At 59.6% G+C, this 23,844-nt stretch carries 28 protein-coding genes; 17 read left to right on the top strand and 11 right to left on the bottom strand.

What is annotated here, in order from left to right:
* Window positions 1-164 precede the first annotated feature (164 nt).
* The 3 genes from HDF10_RS17105 to HDF10_RS17095 form a co-directional block, all read right to left on the bottom strand.
* Window positions 165-1,118, bottom strand: coding sequence for a radical SAM protein (locus tag HDF10_RS17105; protein WP_183815529.1), 954 nt, complete (start codon window positions 1,116-1,118; stop codon window positions 165-167).
* 221 nt (window positions 1,119-1,339) lie between these two features.
* On the bottom strand, window positions 1,340-1,738 hold the full coding sequence (locus HDF10_RS17100; RefSeq protein WP_183815527.1) for a hypothetical protein: 399 nt from the start codon (window positions 1,736-1,738) through the stop codon (window positions 1,340-1,342).
* Window positions 1,739-1,860: 122 nt separating this feature from the next.
* Complete coding sequence (locus HDF10_RS17095) at window positions 1,861-2,319, bottom strand: vitamin K epoxide reductase family protein (protein WP_183815525.1); 459 nt, start codon at window positions 2,317-2,319, stop codon at window positions 1,861-1,863.
* Window positions 2,320-2,525: 206 nt separating this feature from the next.
* On the opposite strand from HDF10_RS17095, the gene HDF10_RS17090 reads away from it, so the two are divergent.
* The 6 genes from HDF10_RS17090 (at window position 2,526) to HDF10_RS17065 (ending at window position 6,598) form a co-directional block, all read left to right on the top strand.
* The gene (locus tag HDF10_RS17090) at window positions 2,526-3,191 is read left to right on the top strand and encodes a Bax inhibitor-1/YccA family protein (protein WP_183815523.1); all 666 of its coding nucleotides are present in this window, start codon (window positions 2,526-2,528) and stop codon (window positions 3,189-3,191) included.
* Between the two features lie 206 nt (window positions 3,192-3,397).
* Complete coding sequence (locus HDF10_RS17085) at window positions 3,398-3,946, top strand: HPF/RaiA family ribosome-associated protein (RefSeq protein ID WP_221271826.1); 549 nt, start codon at window positions 3,398-3,400, stop codon at window positions 3,944-3,946.
* Window positions 3,947-4,021: 75 nt separating this feature from the next.
* Window positions 4,022-4,963: a metallophosphoesterase family protein gene (locus HDF10_RS17080; RefSeq protein ID WP_311732802.1), complete on the top strand. Its 942-nt coding sequence runs from the start codon at window positions 4,022-4,024 to the stop codon at window positions 4,961-4,963.
* Window positions 4,964-5,030: 67 nt separating this feature from the next.
* Window positions 5,031-5,294 (top strand): hypothetical protein, encoded by a 264-nt coding sequence (locus HDF10_RS17075; protein WP_183815521.1) that lies wholly within the window; start codon window positions 5,031-5,033, stop codon window positions 5,292-5,294.
* A complete protein-coding gene (locus HDF10_RS17070; protein WP_183815520.1) occupies window positions 5,291-5,842 on the top strand; it encodes a hypothetical protein in 552 nt (183 codons plus the stop codon). The genes HDF10_RS17075 and HDF10_RS17070 overlap by 4 nt, the downstream gene beginning before the upstream one ends.
* 213 nt (window positions 5,843-6,055) lie before the next feature.
* Entirely contained in the window at window positions 6,056-6,598 is a 543-nt protein-coding gene (locus HDF10_RS17065; protein ID WP_183815519.1) for a hypothetical protein, read from the top strand.
* Here the strand turns inward: HDF10_RS17065 and HDF10_RS17060 are convergent.
* Window positions 6,561-7,460, bottom strand: coding sequence for a DNA-methyltransferase (locus HDF10_RS17060; RefSeq protein ID WP_183815518.1), 900 nt, complete (start codon window positions 7,458-7,460; stop codon window positions 6,561-6,563). The genes HDF10_RS17065 and HDF10_RS17060 overlap by 38 nt on opposite strands.
* A gap of 105 nt (window positions 7,461-7,565) precedes the next feature.
* On the opposite strand from HDF10_RS17060, the gene HDF10_RS17055 reads away from it, so the two are divergent.
* From HDF10_RS17055 to HDF10_RS17020, 8 genes are all read left to right on the top strand, one after another.
* Window positions 7,566-8,405, top strand: a complete 840-nt coding sequence (locus tag HDF10_RS17055; protein ID WP_183815517.1) for a PP2C family protein-serine/threonine phosphatase — start codon at window positions 7,566-7,568, stop codon at window positions 8,403-8,405.
* A 102-nt stretch (window positions 8,406-8,507) separates the two neighbouring features.
* A complete protein-coding gene (locus HDF10_RS17050; RefSeq protein ID WP_183815516.1) occupies window positions 8,508-8,966 on the top strand; it encodes a DUF7684 family protein in 459 nt (152 codons plus the stop codon).
* 142 nt (window positions 8,967-9,108) lie between these two features.
* Complete coding sequence (locus tag HDF10_RS17045) at window positions 9,109-9,987, top strand: 3-hydroxybutyryl-CoA dehydrogenase (protein WP_183815514.1); 879 nt, start codon at window positions 9,109-9,111, stop codon at window positions 9,985-9,987.
* Between the two features lie 46 nt (window positions 9,988-10,033).
* Window positions 10,034-10,531 (top strand): MaoC family dehydratase, encoded by a 498-nt coding sequence (locus HDF10_RS17040; protein ID WP_406706665.1) that lies wholly within the window; start codon window positions 10,034-10,036, stop codon window positions 10,529-10,531.
* 14 nt (window positions 10,532-10,545) lie between these two features.
* Complete coding sequence (locus HDF10_RS17035; protein ID WP_183815510.1) at window positions 10,546-10,785, top strand: hypothetical protein; 240 nt, start codon at window positions 10,546-10,548, stop codon at window positions 10,783-10,785.
* Window positions 10,786-10,994: 209 nt separating this feature from the next.
* Complete coding sequence (locus tag HDF10_RS17030) at window positions 10,995-12,062, top strand: MBL fold metallo-hydrolase (RefSeq protein WP_183815508.1); 1,068 nt, start codon at window positions 10,995-10,997, stop codon at window positions 12,060-12,062.
* Window positions 12,063-12,195: 133 nt separating this feature from the next.
* Window positions 12,196-12,660, top strand: a complete 465-nt coding sequence (locus HDF10_RS17025) for a hypothetical protein (protein ID WP_311732801.1) — start codon at window positions 12,196-12,198, stop codon at window positions 12,658-12,660.
* Between the two features lie 114 nt (window positions 12,661-12,774).
* Window positions 12,775-13,668, top strand: a complete 894-nt coding sequence (locus HDF10_RS17020) for a rhomboid family intramembrane serine protease (protein ID WP_183815504.1) — start codon at window positions 12,775-12,777, stop codon at window positions 13,666-13,668.
* Window positions 13,669-13,793: 125 nt separating this feature from the next.
* Here HDF10_RS17020 and HDF10_RS17015 read toward each other — a convergent pair whose 3' ends face one another.
* From HDF10_RS17015 to HDF10_RS16990, 6 genes are all read right to left on the bottom strand, one after another.
* Window positions 13,794-14,270 (bottom strand): GAF domain-containing protein, encoded by a 477-nt coding sequence (locus HDF10_RS17015; RefSeq protein ID WP_183815497.1) that lies wholly within the window; start codon window positions 14,268-14,270, stop codon window positions 13,794-13,796.
* A 55-nt stretch (window positions 14,271-14,325) separates the two neighbouring features.
* Complete coding sequence (locus HDF10_RS17010; protein WP_179585397.1) at window positions 14,326-14,730, bottom strand: helix-turn-helix domain-containing protein; 405 nt, start codon at window positions 14,728-14,730, stop codon at window positions 14,326-14,328.
* 233 nt (window positions 14,731-14,963) lie between these two features.
* Complete coding sequence (locus tag HDF10_RS17005; RefSeq protein WP_183815495.1) at window positions 14,964-15,749, bottom strand: methyltransferase domain-containing protein; 786 nt, start codon at window positions 15,747-15,749, stop codon at window positions 14,964-14,966.
* Between the two features lie 83 nt (window positions 15,750-15,832).
* Window positions 15,833-16,954 (bottom strand): GNAT family N-acetyltransferase, encoded by a 1,122-nt coding sequence (locus tag HDF10_RS17000; RefSeq protein WP_183815493.1) that lies wholly within the window; start codon window positions 16,952-16,954, stop codon window positions 15,833-15,835.
* 455 nt (window positions 16,955-17,409) lie between these two features.
* The gene (gene fabG / locus HDF10_RS16995; RefSeq protein WP_183815491.1) at window positions 17,410-18,156 is read right to left on the bottom strand and encodes a 3-oxoacyl-[acyl-carrier-protein] reductase; all 747 of its coding nucleotides are present in this window, start codon (window positions 18,154-18,156) and stop codon (window positions 17,410-17,412) included.
* A gap of 19 nt (window positions 18,157-18,175) precedes the next feature.
* Window positions 18,176-18,970: a YqjF family protein gene (locus tag HDF10_RS16990; protein ID WP_183815489.1), complete on the bottom strand. Its 795-nt coding sequence runs from the start codon at window positions 18,968-18,970 to the stop codon at window positions 18,176-18,178.
* Window positions 18,971-19,044: 74 nt separating this feature from the next.
* Here HDF10_RS16990 and HDF10_RS16985 point away from each other — a divergent pair, with 74 nt between their 5' ends.
* Window positions 19,045-20,619: an FAD-dependent thymidylate synthase gene (locus HDF10_RS16985; RefSeq protein ID WP_183815487.1), complete on the top strand. Its 1,575-nt coding sequence runs from the start codon at window positions 19,045-19,047 to the stop codon at window positions 20,617-20,619.
* A gap of 115 nt (window positions 20,620-20,734) precedes the next feature.
* Here the strand turns inward: HDF10_RS16985 and HDF10_RS16980 are convergent, their stop codons facing one another.
* Window positions 20,735-21,697: a carboxypeptidase-like regulatory domain-containing protein gene (locus tag HDF10_RS16980; RefSeq protein ID WP_183815479.1), complete on the bottom strand. Its 963-nt coding sequence runs from the start codon at window positions 21,695-21,697 to the stop codon at window positions 20,735-20,737.
* A gap of 339 nt (window positions 21,698-22,036) precedes the next feature.
* Between HDF10_RS16980 and HDF10_RS16975 the strand changes: the two genes are divergently transcribed.
* Both HDF10_RS16975 and recA read left to right on the top strand, forming a co-directional pair.
* Window positions 22,037-22,411, top strand: a complete 375-nt coding sequence (locus HDF10_RS16975; protein WP_183815477.1) for a YXWGXW repeat-containing protein — start codon at window positions 22,037-22,039, stop codon at window positions 22,409-22,411.
* A gap of 349 nt (window positions 22,412-22,760) precedes the next feature.
* Window positions 22,761-23,828 carry a recombinase RecA gene (recA, locus tag HDF10_RS16970; protein ID WP_183815475.1) on the top strand — a complete coding sequence of 356 codons (1,068 nt, stop codon included), beginning with the start codon at window positions 22,761-22,763 and terminating at the stop codon, window positions 23,826-23,828.
* Window positions 23,829-23,844: the final 16 nt, after the last annotated feature.

Genomic DNA, 23,844 nt, shown 5'->3' with positions numbered 1-23,844 from the left:
TTCCAATAGTGACCGAAGCCCTTTGGACCGACCAGCAATCCGAGTTGGGACGTCAGTGTTTGAAGAGAAAATTGCAGGGTCGTTGCTCCACGAAAGGTTCGGGTACCCTATCGATTCTACGCGAATCACCGCTTGAAATCAGGACATCTTCGTCGTCCGAAAACCTAGTTCAAGAACATCGTCCGGTAGACCGTATCGCGTTGCACCGGCTTGAATCCTGCGTCGCGAATCACCTGGCGGAGTTGCTCCTCAGTCGCTGCGTTGGCGCCTTCGGCGTGCAGCACACTGCCTACGTCGTTGCCGCCGAAGCGCAGACCGACCTGCAGCACTTTGAATCCCTGCGTTTCGAGGTTCGATTGCACGTTCTCGATGTTGTCGAGGTACATGCGCGAGATGGCCAGTGTCTTCAGATACTCGACTGCCGTTGCCTCCTCAAACCCCGGCATTGACGCGGCTTTTGGCGCGAAGCTCCACGGCGTGAACGAGGCAAAGCCGTTCGTCTCTTGCTGCAGACTGCGCACTGCTTCAAGGTGGTTGACGCGATGCTCCATCGTCTCGCCGCCGCCGAAGGTCATGGTCGCGGTCGTCAGCATCCCGAGCTTGTGGGCGGCGCGATGGACGGCGAGCCAGTCAGCTGTGGTCCACTTTGTGCGGGTACCCTGCTGTACCGCGTCGTCGAGAATACCCGCGTCATCACCGGGGATTGAGTCCAGTCCGGCATCGTGCAGGCGCGCGATAGTGTCCTCCACGGTGGCTCCGGTCTGCCCGGCGATGGAGAGGATCTCGCTGGCGGAGAGCGAGTGGAGCCAGAGGGCGGGGAAGCGTTGCTTGATGCTGCGAAAGAGCCCGTCAAACCAGGAGATTGTGAGTGCGGGGATTACCTCACCCTGCAACATCACTCCGTGGCCGCCCTTCTCGAGGATGTTGGAGATCTGTTTGCAGAGTTGATCAAAACCCGCGTCAGTCGCGGACTGCGTGTAGGTGACTCTTCCGTCGATGGCATAGCTGACTACGCCTTCGGGGTGCAGACGGCGGCGTACGGCGTCGGCTTCCATTCCAATTCCAATCAGATCATCGCTGCGAAAGCAGTCCAGTGCTTCGTTCCGGCTAATTCCCATGCTTCAATTCTACGGTTTTTGGCGGAAAAAATTCTGGGATGGGGAAATGGTGGTTTTTCAGGGGTATTTTGTGTTTTTGGAGTGTTTTGCTGTGGTGAAAACGTGGTGAAGTTGTGGTGAGATGCGTGGCTGATGTGGTGTTTTAGCCGTCACTTTTTCGGGGTCAAAAAATACGCCAGGTTTGCAGATTTATTTTCCGGGGAGACAAATTCAGGACGCGCTTACCGCTGGAGCAGGCGGACCAGCAGGACGACGACCATGGAAACCAGCGCGATCAGGATAGGAATGCCTGCCTTCAGCCACATGCTGAACGAGGCCACCTGCTTCTCGAGCGCCTCCATTCGGTGTTCGTGCTGCTCCATCGACACCTGCGCACGCTTTACCACTTCGCCTACTTCGGTGATCTGCGCGCTCTGGTCCTGCAACTGGCGGTAGAGCCCCAGGTGCGCTTTGGTAACCTGCCCCAGGTCGCCGCGAACGCCCTCGGCCATGGCCAGCATCGCGGCTTCGTTTGCCTTTTCGGCGGCAGCCTTGGAGCTGAAAAACTTGTCCGCCATCGGCACCAGCCGCGTGATGTGAGGCAGCAACTCAACTAACTGCATGAATACCTTTGGCCACATACACTACTCCAAGTGTTATTCTTCTTATCGTTTCTGGCGGCGAAAAGAAGTCCAAACCAACTTCTAAATCCTAGTCCAGGTACGACCCTCGCTGGTCCATACCGAATCTTTATTTTGGTTCTTTATGGCGTGAGCGCTGAGCGTTTTTGCCGCCATCTCATGACGAGCGCGACGACCGTCACCAGCAGAATGGCCGTAACGATCCCCTGCGACCACAGACAATAGATGCACCACTTCTGCAAGACGTATGCCTCGATATAGCTGAGAAACGCGGCGAAGAGGAAGCCGACCTGAGCGAACTCGAAGACCAGCCACCAGCGGCCCATCAGCGCGAGAACGCCGATCGCGGCATAGCCTACGATGCCCAGCATCGCTACGGGAATATGCGATCCCGCCTTGGGGTCTTCGTCGAAGGTGCGGGGAGGAAAGACGGCAAACCGGCTGTGATTGACCGCGCCGCAGTCGAACTTCTCGGTTACGGCACAGGGGGGAGCCAAGGCAGGGTCCATGTAGTGAACGTGTAGCGCCATGGTTGAAACGACAATGCCTGCAACTGCCAGCAACGCAATCAGATACTTCATGTCTTCGATTTTACTGCGTGGATTTTACTTCGTGAGAGAACGTGAGGCGACGAGGGTCGTCTTTATGGTTCGGGGTCGGGTCATCCATCGCGTGTACTCGGGGCCGGTCGTGGTTGTGGACGAGTATCATAAGAACAGGCAGGACAGGCGAGAGGCATAACACCCTCAGGGCATGCCGCAGAGAGAAAGATGCGCGGAGAGAAAAGATGATCGACAACCGCTTGAACATGAACGGGTATCCCACCACGATTGAGGGCGCACGTGAGGAGACGGCCTCGCTGCTGGCCAAGGTGCTGGGCATTACTTCGCTCGGCTTTCTGATCACGGCTCTCGGCGTGGCGACAGCTCCCGCGTGGAGCACGCTTCCCGGGATGATTGCGGTGCTTGTCCTCGTGCTGGCGATCACCTTTACCCGCAAGGCGAGTCCGGCGCTGGCGCTGGGGCTGTTCCTTACGCTGACCTACTTCATGGGTTGGGAGATAGGCCCGCTGATTCATCGCTACGTTCAGAGTGTTGGTTCGGCGGTCGTCTTCAACGCCGCTGCGACCACAGGCCTGGGCATGGCGGCCATGGGTTGCGTCGCGTATCTGTTCAACATCAACTATCGGCGCATCGCTGGGATCGGTTTCGCAGCGCTGCTGCTGCTGATGCTCGCTGGTATCGCCAGCATCTTCTTTCGCTTCATGTCGCCGGATACCTATTCCTGGTTGACGCTGGGGGTCTTTACGCTGCTTACGGTTGGCGACTTTGCCCGCATTCGCGCAGGTGGTGATGGCCGGTCGGCGGTGTCCCTTGCTCTCTCGATCTACCTCGACGCGATCAACATCTTTATGGCGGTCCTGCAGTTGATGGGCGGACGCCGCAGGGATTAGCCGCGGAGAGTTGCGTCTGGCGAAGATGCAGAGTTTGAATCGTCCGATGACCTCCTGAAAACGTTGAACATTTTTGGTTCCTGCGCCTGATCCTCCAGGGGCGAGGGCAGGGCATCGCTTCCAGAGCTCAGATATTCACGCGCAGGTTGCGTTCTCTAGAGGTACACTGAGCCGACTCAATGAGGCACTCTCTACCGGAGGATCAGATGAAGATTCAGGTCAATAGCGACAAGACGATTGACGTAGACGCGAGTTTGACGGGTTTTGTCGAAGGGGACGTGAGCCGTGTTTTGGACCGGTTTGCCAAGAGGATTACGCGGGTAGAAGTCCATCTTTCTGACGTGGATAACAAAAAGACAGGCAAAGCGGACAAGCGCTGCTTGATTGAGGTTCGTCCCGAAGGGGACAAGCCGGTGAGCGCGAGCGCAATCGCTATGACGACGGAGTCCGCAGTTGGAGCGGCTCTGGGAAAGATGCAGAGGTTGCTTACCACCTTCTTCGGACGGAGGGGAAGTGCTGCCGAGGAGGTCTCCGCGCCTGTTCCACCGGCCGAAGCGGCCGCACCAGTTGTGCCTGCCAAAAAAGCGGCGGCGAGTAAGACCGTTGCCACAACAGGCAAGACGGTTGCGGCAAAGAAGGCCGCAGCGAAGAAGGCTGCCGCGAAGAAGCCGACCAAGCTCAGCCCCCGGGGCCCAAAAAAAAAGTTGATCTTCCAGGCCCGGCGGAAGTCTCAACCTTCCGGTAGGCGGCCTTAGGGAGCCGCTGCCTGCTGCGATGGAGAGATGTCAAACTTTTATCGTTGAGTCGTTCCGCAGATTTATCATGGAGCGGTGAACTCGACCAGCCGCAGACAGTTTCTCGCGATGCTTGGCGCCACCGGTCTCTCGGCCGCTGCGCCTTCGTTTCTTGCAGCATCGGCGACCGCCGGTGGCCAGGTCCGTGAGCCGTTCACTTTCTTGTTCATTACGGATGCGCATCTCCAGCCTGAGTTGAATGGCGTTGTCGGCACGGATATGGCCTTCAAGAGGGCTCGTGCGGTCAGGGCTGACTTCGCAATCAACGGAGGCGATCACGTCTTCGATGCGCTTGCCGTGCCGAAGCAACGCGCCCTGACTCTCTTCGATCTCTACGACAAGACCGAACAGGATCTGGGCGTGAAGGTGTACCACACCGTCGGCAATCACGACGTACTTGGCATCTACCCGGCCAGCGGTATCGCACAGGACGATCCGCTCTACGGCAAGAAGCTCTTCGAGCAGCGCTTCGGCAAGCTGTACTACTCCTTCGATCACAAGGGCCATCACTTCATCGTGCTGGCCTCGATCGGGATCACGCCGGACCGCGCCTACGAGGGCCGTATCGATGCGGCACAAATGCAGTGGCTGGCCGCGGATCTCGCTGCGCTGGCTGCCGGAACGCCGGTCATCGTCTCGGTTCATATTCCGCTGGTGACAGCGATCGCAGCGTACATGCCCGAACCGGCTGTTGCGCCGGCTCACCACGGCCTGAGTGTCGCGAACGCCAACCAGGTGCTCGATCTGTTCGCCGGACATAATGTGCTGGGCGTTCTGCAGGGCCACACGCACGTCAACGAACTGGTTGAGTGGAAGGGCGTGCCGTACATCACGAGCGGGGCAGTGTGCGGCAACTGGTGGCATGGCACGCGCCTGGGGACGCCGGAGGGCTTTACGGTCGTCACAGTCGCAGACAATAAGCTCACCACGCGCTACGAGCCTTCCGGCTTCCAGTCGGTCGCGCCGCAAAATACTTAAAAACACATGGTGGCCGCCAGGGCCACTTTTTGTTTCTTTGTTGATTTACCGTGGTACATTGGTACATATGACTGCATCGAAGAACGTCATCGAGATCGAGCGGATTCAGACAGGGGTCCGCATGGAGAAGCGGCTGCTGAAGGTGCTGAAAGCACTGGCCGAGTTGAAGGATATGAGTCTAGGAGACCTGTTGGAGGGCATTGTGCTCCATGCGTTTGAGGGCAAGTCCGCGTTCTCCCCGCAGACTCTGAAAGAGATTGAGAAGTTGAAGAACATCTATGGCCTGACGCTGCGTGCGTCCGACAGCCATCACTTGAAGGAGCGCAGATGAAAGCAGCCACGTTACTTCCTCTCGCATTGGCAACTGGCGTTGTGAGTGCAGGGCAGCCTATTGCGATGGCGCAAACAACGGCCTTGCCGGCTCACGTCAGCAACAGCTTTCAGTTCGTCGTGCCGACTCCGTTGAGCCGCGCCTCGGCGCTCTTCGGTCCGGAGGGGGAGCGGTGCTGGGCGGGCAAACACTGGAAGCCCGAGTTTGTTCATCCGCAACCGGCGGAGGACGTCCAGGGTGCCGTCTTTACGGTCCAACATGGTCCGCATAAGAGCGTGTGGGTGAATACAGTCTTTGATCGGGTGGGAGGCCGTATGCAGTATGTGTCGTTTATCCCGGACGCGCTGGTCTTTACCGTCGAGGTGCGACTCTCCGTTCTCGCGCCATCGAGCACGAAGGTGGAGGTGACTTATGTTCGGACTGCTCTCGACGTAGCGGCGAATGAGGACGTGCTGGCCATGGGGAAGCAAGACGCGGAGAGTGGGCCGGAGTGGCAGAGGTCGATTGAGGAGTGTCTCGCCGCGGAGAGGAAGGCGGCGAAGCAGTAATCGCTGCGTGAATCCGATAACGACGCAGGGTCGGCCACCGCTGGAGGTATTTTTGCAGGGCGAAAATTGTGCGGAACCTGGAAAAAGTAAGTTGAACCGCGTCGATTCCGGGGTATGCTGGGTAGCACTTCAGACGAGGTCGAAGTTTCAGAGCTGTCTCGCTGACTTGTGTTCTGCACTTAGGCCCCAATTCCATCTCTCAGGAGTGATGCCATGCAGTGTCCCGTCTGCCACAACGAAGTGGCGCCTCAAAATGCATTTTGTAACCATTGCGGCGCGCCTCTAGCCGCGGCTGGTAGCGCTGCTGCAAGTTCAACCGTGCCGCCGCCGCCGGACTATACGAATGTTCCGCCGGCCTACTCTACGGTGCCACCTGGTTATGTTGCGGCTCCGCCGGCCGCGACCAACCCAGGGCTCTCGGAGAATGCGGCAGCGGCCATCTCTTACCTCACGATTATTCCGGCGATTATCTTCCTAGTGCTCGAGCCCTTCAACAAGATGCCGCTGGTGCGATTTCACTCGTGGCAGTCGATCGGACTTTGCGTGGCGGCGTTTGTGCTGCAGCTGCTGATCTCCTTTGGGGAGATACTCCTGCACTTTATTCCGGGGATTGTTCTACTGTTTTCGCTGGTGCATCTGGTGATCGGACTCGGCCTCTTTCTGGTCTGGCTGTTCCTCATCATCAAGGCAAGCAAGGGCGAGTGGTACAAGCTGCCAATCATTGGCGACTTCGCCGAGAAGCAGGCGCGCGGGTAGATCTTCTGGCCCTGGGGAGCGGCAAGTTCTCTCTCCGGGGCGTGTAGGGTGCGAGGCGCTTCTCCATCACGGCGATGGCTGCGGCGCTCTCGTCGACCAGGATGAAGCTGCGATCGTGTCTGGCTGCGGCGGCGCCAGTCGTTCCGCTGCCGGCAAAGAAATCGAGCACCGTATCGCCGGGGTTGGAGTGGACGCGCACGATCCGCTCGAGGATGCCGAGTGGTTTTTGCGTGGCGTAGCCGGTCTTCTCCTTGCCGGTGGGCGAGACGATGGTGTGCCACCAGACATCGGTGGGGGTCTTGCCGCGGGCTGCCTTCGTTGCGCCGACCAGCCCCGGCGCCATGTAGGGGATACGGTCGCTCTCGTTGAGGTTGAAGGTGTAGCGCTTGGGACCCCTGGTGTACCAGAGAATGTTGTCGTGTTTGGCTGGCCAGCGTTTGGTGGCGCGTGCGCCGTAGTCGTAGGCCCAGATGATCTCGTTCTGGAAGCAGTCGCGACCGAAGATCTCGTCGAGCATGACCTTGCAGTAGTGGACCTCGCGATAGTCGATGTGGAAGAAGAGGGAGCCGGTGGGCGAGAGGACGCGGTGTGCTTCGATCAGGCGCGGCCGCAGGAAGCCGAGGAAGTCGTCGAAGCGGTCGCCGTAGCCTGCGCCTCCGCTCTGCTGCTCCAGCACTTCGGTGCGGTAGCGTCGGCCGCCGAAGCCGACGCGATCGCCAGCCTCGTCGCGGATGGTCTTCATCTGGGTGCGGCTCTGTCGTTTGCCGGTGTTGAAGGGGGGATCGACGTAGATCAGCTCTACGGATGCGGCTGCCAACGACTGCAAAACGGTGAGGTTATCTCCCTGCACGATCCGGTTCATGCCAACGGTCTCCGCTCCTAACACTAACGTACCCTTGGTCTCTTCGGCTGCGACGTGTATTGTTCTCTTCGGATGGTTCTGCTGCACACGGCCCCCCGCTCTACTATGTCCGCGACTCACCTCATCTACGCCATGCTCAGTCACCGCGGACGCGTCCGTAAGGGCAATGAAGATACCTGCGCCGCGGCGCCGGAGATCGGGGCGTTTGTCGTCTGCGACGGCATGGGCGGAGCGGCCGCCGGAGAGGTTGCGAGCAATCTGGCTGCCGATACCTTCCTGGCAAATCTCTCTTCGCCGCGAGGGCTGGAAGCGTCGTTGACGCCGGAGGCGCGCATGAATGCCGCGATTCAGGCGGCCAATCATGCGGTCTATCAGCAGTCCCGCCAGTCGCGGCAGTACAACGGCATGGGTACGACGCTGGTCGCCCTGCTGCACACGCCGGTGGTCCAGGGGGAGAATTGCAAGTCTTCAGCCACTCGTCGTTCGCCGGCCAGTCATCTGAACTCCCGCGTCACCGATCCTCCTACGCTGTGGCTGGGCCACGTTGGCGACAGCCGCTGCTACCGCCAGCGCCGCGGCAATCTGGAGCAGCTCACCATCGATCATTCGCTGGTCGAGGAGCAGCTTCGCGCCGGGCAGATCACCCTTGATCAGGCGGCGCACTCGCCCATGCGCAACCTCATCACGCGCGCCATCGGCTCGCAGGCTACAGTGCAGCCCGAGATTCAAAGCCATCGTCCGCAGGCGAACGACGTGTATTTGCTTGCGTCTGATGGCCTGACCCACGAGGTGACCGACGAAGAGATCGCGGAGATTCTGACTGCGATCCCCAAGCCGCAGACCATGGACGCGCTCACCAGGGCTTGCGAAGAGCTGATTACTACGGCCAATCGCAACGGCGGCAACGACAACATCACCGTGCTGCTGGTCGCTGTTGCTCCCTAGCTACCGGGTAGTGGGTCGGTTTTGTAATGAATGACTGAAATTGCCGAAAATGTGACTTTGCGGGAAGGCATTGATTGACTACCATCAGCCGTGGAGGATCCCATGCTTGAAATGCAGCGAGACATGGAACACCCCAAGCGACGTTTTTGCGTTGGCGGGTTGTCTTCGCTGAAAAATGTCAAATCGGCTCTTGATGGTGTCTCAAAGCACTTCTGCCTGTTTCTCGCTATCGATGCAACGTCCGTCACTGACGGAGAAATAAGGGAAACAGCGAAACTTTTACTAGAACGGGGGATTGCATACCTTTGCGTGTGGGGACCTGATTGTGAAAGGGTGCATGACCAATTTGATCTTGAACGTATGCCTGATGAGCCTAAGGGACAGATTGTGATGACTACTTGGCATTCGAAGGAATCTCTGTCTGAAGCTCTATGGTTCTTTGCGAACTGCGTAGAGCAAGATCATGGCTTCGAAGCACTTTGCACGGATTGGATCGCTCTAAACGTCAGCAATGATTCTTGGGGACAGCGAATTCGGGCAGCTTTGATAGAACGACTGTGAGGACGCCCGTCCTTCCGGCAAGACGGTGTTATAGGTAGCTAGGTTGCCCCGAATTTCAAATTTGACCCACTGCCCAGTGGCCCTTCTGATTCCGTACATCCCTCGCAAGCTGCTACACTGCGAAGTCGTCTGAAACTCCTCTATGTCCGACTTGAAGACCACTAAGACCACTGAGACCATTGCAATCCTCGGCGCCGGCACCATGGGCAACGGCATCGCGCACGTCTGCGCCCGCTCCGGCTTTCCCGTCGTCCTCTACGATCTGCAGCAGCCGTTTCTGGATCGCGGGCTCGCCACCATCGAGAAGAATCTCGCTCGCGAAGTAGCGAAGAACAAGCTCACGCAGCAGCAGGCCGATGAGGCCAGAGCGCGCATTACTCCCGCGCTCGACCGCGAAGCTCTGGGCAGTTGCAGCTTTGCCATCGAGGCCGCGACGGAGAAGTTTGCGATCAAGTCGGAGATCTTCCGCGACCTCGACCGCATCCTTCCTGCCGACGCCATCCTCGCGACGAACACCAGTTCCATCTCGATCACCAAACTTGCCGCAGTGACCAAGCGCCCGGAGCGGGTGATCGGGATGCACTTCTTCAACCCTGTGCCGGTGATGCAGCTGGTGGAAGTCATCCGCGGCCTCGCGACGTCACAGGCTACCTTCGACGCGGTCCATGCGCTCTCGCTACAGCTTGGCAAGACGCCGGTCGAGGTGAACGATGCCGCAGGATTTATCTCAAACCGCGTGCTGATGCCGCTGATCAACGAGGCGATCTACTCGGTGATGGAGGGCGTTGCCACTGCCGAGGCCGTCGATCAGGTCTTCGTGCTCGGCATGGCGCATCCGATGGGCCCGCTTACTCTCGCCGACTTCATAGGCCTCGACGTCTGCGCCGACATCATGCGCGTCCTCGCCGATGGGCTTGGCAGTCCGAAGTACAACCCCTGCCCGCTGCTGGTTCGCATGGTCGACGCCGGTTGGCTTGGGCGAAAATCGGGACGCGGCTTTTACACCTATCCCACATCATGAGCAAGATCGGCACTTGCGGTTCTACACTAACGAGACCAGCTGAAGCCTGAAGCAAGATGCAACATCCAAAGGAAGAGGAGAGACAATGCCCAAGGAGTTTTATTACGAAGACTTTTACGTAGGCCAGAAGTTCAACTCGCTAGGCCAGGCCAAGGTGACTGCCGAAGAGATCAAAGAGTTCGGCAGCAAGTACGACCCGCAGCCCTTTCACCTGGATGAGGCTGCCGGCGAAAACTCCTTCTTCAAGGGCCTCGCGGCCTCGGGCTGGCTAACCGCTGCGATCGTCATGCGACTTCGCGTGCAGTCGATCACGGTTGCCGGCGGGATGATCGGCGCAGGCGTCGAAGAGATGCGCTGGACCGAGCCGGTTCGCCCGGGCGATTCGCTTCGTACTGAGATCGAGGTTGTCGGGGTACGCCAATCCAACTCCCGCAAGGAGTTCGGTGTAGTCCGCACGCGCACGCTTGCCTTCAACCAGCGCAACGAAGTGGTGATGCGCTCGACCGTCAACTTCCTGGCTCCCGTCCGGCCCATCGGCAAGTAAAGAACGAGCTTTCGATGACCAGTGAGGATCTTGCTCTTCTCAAATCGAGTATCGACCTCGTCGTCACCCTTGAGATGGCCGACGGCGAGCGGTTCCTCGCTCAGATCCTCTTCGTTTTCGAGTCTGAGAATACCCCCGATGTCTTTTACCTGAAGGTCGAGCCTGGTCCCAACGGCAACTTCGTTCCGCTGGGAAGCGGTGGCTATTCGACGCTGCTCTCGGACATCGCTGCGGTTCATCGTCTGGAGGATTGAGAAGCTGTCCTGCCGGACGGGCGCCCTGCGCGGGCGGCGGTCACTTCGTGACTTATATACCCCTTCGGTTGGCGCTCCCGTTGGTCGCGAACAGAATCTTATGCCGACCATCGGAGGATCGGGCCAAGCTTTAAAAAGGCGTGCGAACGCCCGAACCAATCTGGTTACCCGGGCGACATACTCACAACCAATCGGCGTATCCTAACGGGATGATGCGTATGACAGTGCTCGCCTCCGGATCCAAAGGCAACAGCACCGTCATCGCCAGCTCCCGGACACGCGTTCTGGTCGATGCGGGCCTCTGCTGCCGCGAACTTCTGCGGCGCATGGCCGTCGCCGGGGAAGACCCCGCCCGGCTCGACGCTATCCTCGTCACGCACGAGCATCAGGACCACATCGCGGGGCTTGCTGTCCTCGCGCGCCGCCTGAAGATTCCTGTCTTCTTCACCGAGCCGACCCACCGCGCCTGGGTTCGCATGCTGACCCCGCGCACCACGATGACCTACGCTAAGTGGCTCGATCATGTGCAGCGCGAGAAGGAAGCCCGCGCCACCGCTATTGCCGCGAACACTTCGACTTGTATCCAGACTGCGGGCCTGGCTGCCCAGCTTGCCGCGCAGTCGGAGGCGATCGCCAGTGTCTCTGCCGAGGTCGCTGCGCTCAACCGTTCCGACGATCCAAATGTTACCCTCGAGCTGCCCGTCGACCCGGATGAGGAGGAGCTCTGCAGCCCGGAGCCCGCACAAAGGGCCGAGCAGAAGGTAGATCCTACGCACCTTCCCGCCGTTGAGTACTTCCGCGCCGGCACGCAATTCTCTATCGGCGACATCGACATCACCCCCTTCACCATTCCGCACGATGCGGCCGACCCCTGCGGCTTTGTCTTTGAGGCCGAGGGTATCCGCATGGCGCTGGCGACCGATCTTGGCTACATGCCCCCCAACGTCAAGTCTGCTCTCAAGCGCATCGACGTGCTGCTGCTGGAGTCGAACCACGATCTCGAGATGTTGCGCGACGGCCCGTATCCGTGGTCGGTCAAACAGCGCGTTCTGTCGCGGGTCGGCCATCTGTCCAATAACGCGACGGCTGAGTTTCTCCAGAAGGACTATGACGGCGGCGCATCGTGGATCGTCCTCGGGCACCTCTCCGAGTCCAATAACGCCCCTGAGCTGGCGCGACTTTCTGCCGAACAGGCACTGGGTAACCAGCCTACGCTGCTCGGTAACCGGATTGTTCTGGCCGGACAGTCTGTTCCGCTCGATCCAATCACGCTTTAGTTCTGCATTTTCAGGCGCTTAGTGAGGGTACTCCAACGGTTACGATTCGATGAATCCTTTCCTTTCATCGAGCTATCAAACAAGATAGAATGGTGACTATAAACCGATGAAAAAAACAGCGTTAGCATTTCCAGTGAACCGCAGAACCCATAGCCGAGGTTGCATCGATCAGGTGGTGGGGGATATCCTCTCCGGTTGGCGCTACGACATCTCGGGTCTGTCTCCGGCCATGCGCACGGACTATGACCAGCACCTCTCCGATTGCAGCCACTGCCGCCGCCGCCAGCGCATCGCCCGCACCATCGATGTTCTCCTGATCAGCGTCAGCTCCCTTTCGATTGTTGCGTTTCTGCTGGCTGCCGTAGTCATTCACCGGGTTGAGGTTGTCACGCATATCAACACCGTTCGGGTCCATCTGAACCAGGCCCATGCCGTTGCCGTCTCGCTTGAGGCAGTCGCGATCGTCGGCCTTGTCTTTTCGACGCTCCTCTGGGTGCTGGTTGCGATTGCGACCCCGCTTCCCGGCTTTATCGGCGGTATCGTCCAGCAGCGGATCCCCGCGGACCTCCGTGACCGCTTTACGAAGGACGCTGCCTGAACAGAGTTGTGGGCTCTTTGTTGGCCGCCCCGCGCTGACCACCTGCGGCGGCTTCTGATTACGGCGAACAATTCACCACTGCCTCCTCCGCATTTGATAGCGTAGTACAACATCATGTCCTTCCCCACCCCTGAAGGCGAAGTCCTGCCGCCGCACACCGACGGTATCCCCGCTCAGCCGATCCCCGACTACGAGCGCGAGGCCTCACGTCCCAACTCCCGTGAGCGCGGTTGGAATATCTTGGCCACCCCCGGCACCTACATCCTGCTCGGCATCAACATCACCGTCTTCTGCTACATGATCTTCCGCGGCGTCTCGCCCAGTAGCCCGACGCCTTATCAGCTGCTCTATTTTGGCGCGACCAGCCCGGAGCTGATCCTGCACGGCCAGTGGTATCGTTTGCTCACTGCGACGTTTGTTCATGTCGGTCTGCTGCACATCGCGACCAACATGTGGTGTCTGTGGAACCTCGGTCTGCTGGGCGAGCCACTGCTTGGCCCCTTCGGCCTGATCGCGGTCTATGTGATTACCGGTGTCGCTGGTAATCTGCTTGGTCTGTTTACCAGTGTGTTTTTTCACGAATACGGATCTTCAGGCGCAGCCGGAGGCCTGTTAAACCTGCTCTACAAACTGCTCTATTCTGGGTATGATTCGGTGGGTGCGGGAGCTTCGGGTGCAGTCTTCGGGATCGCTGGGATTCTCATTGTGTTGCTGTCGAATAAGAAATTGCCCATTCCGGCATTTGAGTTGAACCGCCTCCGACGCTCTGTAATTCAGTTTGCGATATTGAACCTCATCATCGGCCTCGGCGCGAACTTTACCAGCATTGTGCGGATCGACAACCACGCTCACATCGGTGGCTTCCTGACCGGACTCGCGCTCGGGGTTCCTTTGGTGCCACGCATGACCTCCGGTCGGACCCGCTACCTCGCGCGACAGAAGCTCACGTTCGCTGCCGCCACGTTCGCGCTAATTCTCTTTGCGTACTTCATTGCCAAGCTGCGATAGGCGAGTCAACTGGCCAGCCAGTTTAGCAAGTCAGCGAGTCAGCGGGAGTTGTACTGAATCGCTGTTGACTTGCTAACTCGCTGACTTGCTCCCCGCCCTTTGCGGCTGCACGTAAAACAGAGGCGCTACCGTCTGGCCTCAGCCCAAAACGCTTCGAGCACGCGGGCACACTCTTCGAGCAGCGCCTGCGCCTCTGCATCGAAGGCATTCAGGTGTTCGCTCTCCACATCCAGGGTCCCGATCACGCGATCGCCGTGTCCATGGGCAAGAACCGGAACGATAATCTCCGCCCGTGTGCTGTCGAACGTGGTCATGTAGCCCGAGTCATCGGCCACATTTCCGGCGTTGACCGTTCTTATTCCGGCAATCGCTCTCGCGGTGAGACCCTGCGTAATTGGAAAAGCGGGATGAGACGGCGCGGAGTATCCACTCCACGCGATATTCACGACCAGGCCACGCTCGAAGTCGACATCATAGATCCCCACCCAACGCCAGGAGCCTTCCTTGCGAATGGCATCCGCGATTCGTTTCGCTCTGGTGGAGCGATCTGATTTTTCAGCAGTGATGTTCCTGAGCGTATGCAGAAGTTCGCTATTCGGCACCAGTTGACCTCGGTCTGAGTAGAGTGAGACGAACCTCGTCTTAGCTGATCGGTCTCTAGCTGAGCGTCGTCTGGGCGAACTTCCTCACCATGGCCAGCAGCAGTCTTCGGTCGCTCTCCGACAGGTGGGCCGAGTAACGCTGCACCTGGGTCAAAAACCGGATCTCCTCTTCGCCCAGGTTCAGCCCCGACATCTCCTTCGCCATCGTCTCTTCGGCGAAGAACTCCGAGAGCTGCAGGTCCAGAGCTCTCGCAATCTTCTGCAGTGTCTCGAGCGACGGCACGGTGTGCCCATTCTCCACCCGCGAGAGATAACAGCGCAGCAGGCCGGTGCGCTTCTCGATGTCGCCCTGCGACATGCCTTTTTGCAGCCGATATCCGCGAATCGTAGAACCGATATTCATCGAGATGGAAAGAGCCTCAATCGACTCGTTCGCCAGATCAACAGGTATAGTTTGCATGTCAGCCATTAGCCACAAAGTAAACAGCCGCAACGAGTTGGTCAATGCCTATCTTTGGGGATCAGGGCAACTCTGAACCATCCCAGGTTCATCGAGAGGCAGTTACCGGCCAAACCCTGAAGCCTTACTTGAACTCCGCTCGAGTCTGGAACCGCCTCCGGCATTACTGGATCGGTTACTAGCGCTGGAGTAACCCCGTCCTTGCTGCGGGGGACGGTCTTCGGGGAGGGCAATCACACTCCCACCCACCGGTACACGCTGCACAGATCCTCCGGCGAGGCCACGTGGTCCGCCGCCGTGTCCTCCTCCGACATCTCCACCGTCCCGGTCCACAGAAGCCTGAAGCCGGCATGCGCCTCCAGTAACTCGCCAGCCTCGGGGTTGAAGTAGATGACGTCCAGCAGCCCCGGCCTGCCTGCAAACTCAGTCTCCAGCCGCTCAATCAGACGCTTCACCACAGGAGCCGCGAACGGGTTGAAGAGATAAAGCAGGCACGGCCCCTCTGGAAACGAGAACTCGGTCGCGTCCTGGTGGACAATCCGCACCGGACACACCCCTCGTCCTGAACCCGTCCACGCGGCCAGGTTCGACTCGGCGGTCTTGGCAAGCGACGCGTTCAACTCCACGCCGATCACCTGACGAAACGAAAACTCCGAGGCCATCATCACTGCGCGCCCCTTGCCACAGCCCAGATCGACGAAGCTGTACTGAGAGATCGCGGCGTGTTCTGAGTTGGAGATCCAATCCTCGACTACACGCTGAAACCGCGAGGGAGCCATGCCGTAGTAGGCGGTATTGAAGATGTCATTCTTATGACCAGTCCGCAGGTCGCCACCGCCGATCAGTCCGCTGGTGTCGACGCCGTAGCGCTGATCGAACGGATGCATCGGCGGCTTTTCCGCGCCCACAGCGCTGTCCTGTCGCTGCAGTCGCCCCAGCGCGGTTCGCATCGTTCCCGCCAGTCCGCGTTGCGCGAGCGACCATCGCAGCTTCGACCATGCTGTGCCGAGTCTCGTCATTCGTTATCGTGTCAAGGTCTCTGCGAAACGAAGCTCCAGCCCGCTTCCTCTCTTAGCAGAAGTCTAGTGCAACTAGCAGAAGTTTAGTGCAACTCCCAACGCAGCGCGGGATCGACCAGCGTCTGCAGCAGAAAGTTATTTCTTGGCGGCGACCAGTGGGCCACCCGGCGCAGCAGCGAGACAAACAGCGATTGCTTCGCCACCACAATATCGACTGCCTTCTCGGAGAGGAACGCGTGCCGCATCGAGTGCGGGGTTCCTCCCTCGAAGAACAGTCTGGATGTCCCGATCTCAATCTCATACTCGATCAGGTACGAACGAATCATTGTTCCCACCGAGTATCTCTCAAGACCGCTGCGATTCATCTGCCAGTCGATCTCGGATACGCCATGATGTCTCCTGCCGCCGAGCAGGCTGATCCACTGGCCGTCCGGCGTCTTCACTCCAACGCAGAATAGTCCATCCAACGCCTTCATCGTGCTGTATCGCCGCTCGAGGACGAGGTCGGAGACAGGATGGGTCGACGCCTGATTCAATTCGTTCAGCAAAGCTTTACTGAGAATCTTTTTAACATCGCCTTCAAAGGTGCATCCCAACTCTGCTCCGGCCTTGCGGCGGTAGTACCTCAGATTGCGGCGAGTGTGTTTGCCCATCGCAGCCAGCGTCTCATCGAGAGTCTTCTCCAATACGATGGTTGCCCCTACCTCGCGGGTCTGAGTCGTCCACAGGCGCTTTTCGTCCCCGGCCACCGAGTCGCCGAAGCACTCCGACCACGTCTCCTCGCTCTCGCCCGCGTAGCTGAGCATGACCACCTGTGCGCCGTTTGTCATCAGGTAGCGGCCCACGCTGGCGGAGATCCTGGTCCGCTCGGCAGGCAATGCAATCACGGTCCTGCTGCCATTGAAGTCGCTTGTGGTGAAGACCCGCGACGGCATCCCCAGCACCTTGTACTCATAGACCAGTACGGCACCCTTCAGGTCTTCGGCCCGCAAGTCGGCAACGTTTAGGTCCCCCCGCTTTCCTATCAGCACCAGGTAGGGAATCTTCTTCAAATTGTCGGTTCCGGTCAGGAAGTACTCCAGGTAATCCATCGCTCCGGTCTGTTGGCAGAGCGCGCTCAGGTGGACCAGCACAGACTGAATGCGCAGGATCGCCGCCCGTCCGCGCAGAACGAAAAAGTGCGCGGCATCCAGCTCACTTCCCAATAAGTCTTTGGCTTCATGACTGGTCGACAGCATAGTGACGTAGGTGAACCGAAGGTCGCGGAAACTAATAAAAGACAGTGGTCTTTGCGATGCGGCAGATAGGGTCTGGTTACTAGGATGCGTTCTTGCCAGTCCCAGAAGTGGCCAACTGAAACAAATCAGGAATAACTTCTGGCAAACAAGTCACACAGGGGCTGGTAAGCTTACGCCAAATCAATCAGATTGGATCTTCCCTGATTCAAACCTCTGCAATCATTCCGGGGCCTGGTTTCCTAACTTCTACCCCTATTGCGCTGAGAGAGGCAACCCAAGAAACTCTGGACGGGTGCAAAAAATCTACCTCGAAATTCAAGAGGACATCGAACCATAAATCACCTGCTAGAAAGACTTTACAGCAAGTGCACGACGAGACTATGAATAAAATCTCTTCGTGCCGATGGTACTCACAGGGCGGGTTACCCCATGAACATCCCGCCGTTCACATCCAGCGTGTGCCCGGTAATATAGCTGGCCTCCTCCGATGCGAGGAACGCAACCGCATGGGCTACCTCAACGTCGGTTCCAACTCGTCCCAGTGGAATGAACTGCGCATTCATCGCCTTCTGCTCGGCGGTCAGAACTTCGGTCATCGCCGTCTCGATAAATCCCGGCGCCACCGCATTCACCGTAATCGTCCGGCTCGCCAGCTCCCGGGCCAGCGACTTGGTCAGCCCGATCAACCCCGCCTTCGAGGCCGCATAGTTTGCCTGCCCCGCCTGTCCCGTCTCCCCCACCACTGAAGTCACGTTGACGATCCGCCCCCAGCGGCCCTTCACCATCTGCGACATCACCGCCTGCGTCATCAGGAACGCGCCCGTCAGGTTGGTCGTCAGCACATCGTCCCAATCCTTCCGCTTCATGCGCAGCGCCAGGATGTCCCGAGTGATGCCGGCGTTGTTCACCAGAATATGCACGGCGCCAAAGTGCGCGATCACGGCCTTCGCGCACTCCTTGATCGACTCCTCGTTCGAAACATCGAGCGCGAATGCGTGCGCCTTTCCACCGGCAGCCGCAATCTCCGCGGCGACGTCGCCCAGCTTTTCGAGATTCCTCGCCGCCAGCGCCACCGTCGCCCCCGCCCGCGCCAGCTCCAGCGCACACGCGCGCCCAATCCCCTGCGAAGCCCCCGTCACCAACGCAACACGACCTGCCGAAATACTCATGACTCTCCTTGCAACAAACTCACTCATTATACGAACCCGCCTGGGTGTTCTCCGAGCGGTCTTCCCGCAGCGACCAGATGTAAACATTCAGCTCTCGTGCGAAGTGCAGTACCGGTGCGTGATTCGGCAGCGCAATACCATGCGCCGCAGGTAGCTCATTCACGCGAATCTCTGCCTCCGCTCGTTCCAGTGGCCAGGGGAGATGATGAATGTGTCCTACCAATACCCTTCCTCCGTGCGGAGTGAACAGGCAATAGCGCTCGGTCAAAAAATGTTCCAGTGTGCCGCCAGCACTCGGCCTCGCAACCTCGCCCAGGCCGCGATAGCTCGCCTCGAAACGAACGCTGCGCCCCGTCAGCAGTCGTCTGCTGCGATACTCGATCGTTCCATCCTGCGCGGTTTTTCGTCGCATGTCGGCCAGAAAGTACGGAAGATGAAACAGTGTCCGCGCACCCATCACTGCCATCGCACTCGCCGCATCGAGCGAGAAAAAATACACCCCGCGCAAGCCAGTGACCTGCGAACGCGCATAGGTCCGCAGATTCAACTCGCAGAACTTCCCCGCACTCGGAACCGTGACGCATCTCTCGCCCACGGCCCGCGTCCGTACCTGATCCATCCAGAAAGGCACCACTCCTACCCAGGCCCTTCCGTCGAAGCGGTCCACTTCAAGCCCCGCCGGCAGCAGCCGCGCCATCGCCTCCACCGCAATCGGCCAATGCGCAAACAGCAAATCGTTCCAACGTTGAGCCATCCTCCACTGCCCGGCGGGCAACAGGTAAGGCCGATGCTCGAGGGAACTCAGAACATCCATTGCTCCAGCATAGTCGTCGTCGAATTACTCTTCGGAAATCCACTTCGGCAGGATCAAGTATTCTGAGCATCACCATGCCCGACAGCCAGAAAAGCCCCTCCCTCCCTCCTCCCGCCACCGAGACCGACGTCTACGCCATCCAGGGCGCCGATCCCGAGGTCCTCGCCTACGCGATGGCCAAGTACTCCCGCTCCGCTCTCACCATGAAGGAGTCCCTCGCCGAGATCAGCTCCCAGCGCGCCGAGCAGTTCCTCAACACCTTCTACTTCGCCTACGGCCATCGCTCCATCGCCGACCTCGCCCACATCCCCTTCGCCATCGAGCGTCTCTCCCTGCTCGCCGCGATCGAGCTCGTCGACGAGCAGCGCTGGGACGGCCAGGAGCGCTCCACCCGCTACCAGAACTTCCGCCTCTCCGGCTGGTTCACCCCTGCTCTTGGCACCGAAACCCCCACCTTCACCGCCGCCGTCGAGCGTCTCTTCACCACCTACGACAAGATCAGCGCCGGCATGCTCACCGCGCTCAAGGCCGCCATCCCGCAGCCCGAAGCCATGAAGCCCGACGCCTACGAGCGCACCCTCAAGGCCCGCGCCTTCGACGTCGCCCGCTACCTCCTCCCGCTTGCGACCAACACCTCGCTCGGCCAGATCGTCAACGCCCGCACCCTCGAAACCCAGGTCTCGCGTCTGCTCACCAGCGACTTCGCCGAGATCCGCCAACTAGGCGAAAAGCTCCGCAACGCCGCCTCCGAGCCCGCATGGAACGTCCAGCACGCCGCCGGTGAGGTTCTCTGCGAAGAGATCGCCTCCCTCGAGGGCAGCCTCGGAGAGCGCGCCCACGAAGCCTTCCTGCGCCCCGTCAAAGCCGCGCCCACGCTGGTCAAATACGCCTCCCCAAATGACTACCAGCGCGAAACCCGGAGCGAACTCGCCCACGCTGCCAAGCTCCTCATGGGCAGCCAGCCCATCGCCCCCGCGCCTGTCGTCGACCTCCTCGACGGCGACGAACCTCTCGAGGTCGAACTCGCCACCTCGCTCCTCTATCCGCAGAGCCACTACCCCTACCGCCAGCTTCGCCACCAGGTCGCCGCCCTCAGCGCCAACCAGCGCGGCGAGATCGTCTCCCTCGGCACCAAGCATCGCGGCCGCCACGACGAGCTCTTGCGCAGCTTCTCCTCCGGCCACAGCCTCCGCTTCGACATCCTCATGGACATCGGCGGCTTCCGCGACATGCATCGCCATCGCCGCTGCGTCCAGCTCCTCCAGCCCTACACCGACCTCCACGGCTACGACGAGCCCATCTGCCCCGGCCAGCCCACCCTCGCCGAAGCGGGCCTCGAAACCCTCTACAGCGAAGCTCTCGCCGCCACCTACGCCACCTACCGCAGCCTGCGCGACTCCGCCGTCCCCGAGGCCGCGCAATCCGCCCAGTACCTCCTCCCTCTGGCCACCCGCTGCCGCTCTCTCTTCAAGATGGACTTCGCCGAGGCCCTCTACATCTCCGAACTCCGCAGTGGCGTCGCCGGCCACTTCAGCTATCGCCGCGTCGCCTGGGAGATGTACAAGGCCGTCGCCAAAAAGCACCCGTCGCTCGCCCAGTACTTCCGCATCGAAGACGTCAACGAGCCAGTCGACCTCTTGCGCCGTTAGTCGAAGGAACGCCAGTCGCAGGAACGCTAGCCGCAGGAACTACTGAGGCGGGTGCTTGGTGAACTTGTGCATGACGAACTCCTGGATAAAGCCGTTGGCCATATCGGCGGCGATGTCAACAAAGGTGGTCGAAAAGAACCTGCCCTGCGCCGCGGTTCGACGCAGGATAGTAGGCGTTGGAGATGGCGCCCGAGACCACATATCCACCCAGGCTCGAGAAGTTCGGCTGCAAGCGTCCGTTATCTCCCCTGCAGATGAAAGGCGTAGAGAGGGCGTGGAGCGCGCGCGACTTCTTGGTCCCCGTGCCCTGGTAGAAGTAGCGCGGATCCTGATGCAGGAGAGAGGGCAGGATGGCGCCGCCGATGAAGATATCGGTCAACCCGTTGGCGTAGTTGGCACCCAGCCGCTGGCCGTAGCCCTTGGCACCCTGGCCGTAGTCGGGCGTCCCGGCGGCCTGGTCGATGCCCGCGATAAACGCTGAGCCGGCGAAGGTGACGGGGTCAAGTGAGGTCTTGTAAGCCAGCCTGAACTTCAGCTTCGGCGTCAGTGGCACAGGATTGTGGTCATAGACGACATAGAAGTTGGGGAAAAATCCCAGGACGCGCTGCTTCTCCGCTTCCTTCACCTGCTCGGTGGCGATCTCCTCGGGGCTAACGGCGTTGACTACGGTGACCGCGACTGCAATTCGGAGCCGAATGCCCGTGAGATCCATATACTGACCCGGCTTCAGCGTGATCTCGGGCGAACTCCAATCTGCGAACCCCTTGGCGCTGACCGTGACATGGTAGGGCACCTCCGGATTCAGATGGGAGAGTTTAAAGAATCCGTCATCGCCGGTCTTCACGCGTTCGGGCGCGGGGAGCGAAGGACTTTCAAGAGCGACGGTAGCTCCAGGAACAGTGCCATCATTGATATCGGTCACCGTACCAATAATGGTTCCAGTTGGTTGCGCGGATCGGAAGCTATTCTGGGCCGCTGCGATGGGGACGCACACGATAACAAGAAGACAAAACAGGCGATGCGTAAGGGTCACCTGCCGCCAGGTCTTTTTGACACCTTGTTGGAGGACTTCCTTCACCTCTGTCACTCCGAAAAACAGCAGAGATTTCGCGAACGATGTCTTGACAACACTGATCAGATGCAGGCGCCGCACCTGATGATTCCAGATATCCACAAGGAGAAGCGACGGCAGGCGATAGCGTTGGCCGCGACCGTGGGGGTGAATCCGCGCCGGAGCGTAAGCCGTGGAGAGTCAGGCATCTCTGACCCCGGCATCCCTGAATACGATGCACACTCAGCACTCCCACCTCAGACTTAATCCCATGAGTTGCAGCTCAATCCCGCTCCGGCTAAGTGCTCCTCGGGTTATTGACACCCTCCGCAGGCGAAGGTAAGGTTCTCTCGAACGGAGAACTATTTGAAGACAAAATGGCTAATTGCCGCACTCACAACAGTTACCTTGACCATACCCACCTTTGGTCAGGTTGACATCTACATCGGCAGAACCCCGCCCCCCATGCGTTATGAAGTACGCCCACCGTTCCCCGGCGAAGGCTATGCCTGGGTCGACGGCTACTGGGGAATCAACGACCGCCGTTACGTCTGGGTTCCCGGCCGCTGGGATCGCCCACCCTATGCCGGCGCCTACTGGTCCCATCCCCACTACGACCACTACCAGGAAGGCTGGCGCATGCACGAAGGCCACTGGGACCACGAAGATCATGGCGACCACGACGATCATGGCCATCATGACGACCATGGCCATCATGGCGACCACGACGACCACCACTAAACCTGACGAAAGCTGAAGAGATGTCCTGCCGGACGGGCCCACTACGCGTGGGGCGGTCACTTCGTGACGGGTATACCGGTCTAGGCAAGATGAGCGGCATAGCTCCTCCCGTTGGTCGGAACCATCATCGCCGACCAACGGGAGGCCCAGTGCCTTTCACTCACAGCAAAAAGGTATACGAGTCACGAAGTGACCGCCCCACGCGTAGTGGGCCCGTCCGGCAGGACATTATCACTCAAATCACCTCTTAGTTATGTTCGCTTTTTATTTGCCTTTCCCGTTTTGAATGCTAGAATCCCAAATTGAAACATCAACCTCCCTTTCACCCACTCTTTAGGAGAGAAATCACGTGGCAGATGACCGCAGCAAGGCAATAGAACTGGCCCTTTCCGGGCTGGAAAAGCAGTTTGGCAAAGGTTCCATCATGCGGCTCGGCTCGAAAGACGTCGTGCCGATCTCGGTCATCTCCACCGGCTCTATCTCCTTCGACGCAGCCCTCGGCGTAGGCGGCGTCCCCCGTGGCCGCGTCATCGAGATCTTTGGCCCTGAGTCCTCGGGCAAGACCACCATCACCCTCCAGATCATCGCCGAGGCGCAAAAGGCCGGCGGTCTCGCAGCCTTCGTCGACGCAGAACACGCTCTCGATCCCGCCTACGCCGCAAAACTTGGGGTCGACATCGACAACCTTCTCGTCAGCCAGCCCGACTACGGCGAACAGGCCCTCGAGATCGTCGAAGCCCTCGTCCGCTCGAACGCCATCGATGTGCTCGTAGTGGACTCGGTCGCCGCGCTGGTCCCCAAGGCTGAGCTCGACGGCGAGATGGGCGACTCCCACATGGGGCTGCAGGCCCGCCTGATGTCGCAGGCTCTGAGAAAACTCACCGGCACCGTCTCGAAGTCGCGCACCTGCCTCATCTTTATCAATCAAATACGCGAGAAGATCGGCGTCATGTTCGGCAACCCTGAGACCACCACCGGCGGCAAGGCGCTCAAGTTCTACTCGTCCGTCCGCATCGACATCCGCCGCATCGGCGCCGTCAAGGACGGTGACTCAGTCGTCGGCTCCCGCACCAAGGTCAAGATCGTCAAGAACAAGGTCGCCGCACCCTTTCGCGACGCTGAGTTCGATATCCTCTACGGCGAAGGCATCTCGCGCGAGGGCGACGTGCTCGACCTCGCCGTCCTGCACAACATCGTCGACAAGAGTGGAGCCTGGTACAGCTACCAGGGCGAGCGCATCGGCCAGGGCCGCGAAAACGTCCGCGCTTTCATGAAGGAAAACAAGGACGTCTTCGCCCGCGTCGACGCCGAACTGCGCAAAAAGCTCGGCATCTCCGGCGTAGCCTCAGCCGATGTACCGCCAGTCCCCGCTGACGGCCCCGTTCAGGCGAAGGAAGCTGTCCGAGCCAAGAAGTAGCTTCAAGCAAAGCGAT

The organism is Tunturiibacter empetritectus, from assembly GCF_014201375.1.
Taxonomy (GTDB): domain Bacteria; phylum Acidobacteriota; class Terriglobia; order Terriglobales; family Acidobacteriaceae; genus Edaphobacter; species Edaphobacter lichenicola_D.
This window is presented reverse-complemented; position numbering and strand designations above follow the sequence as displayed.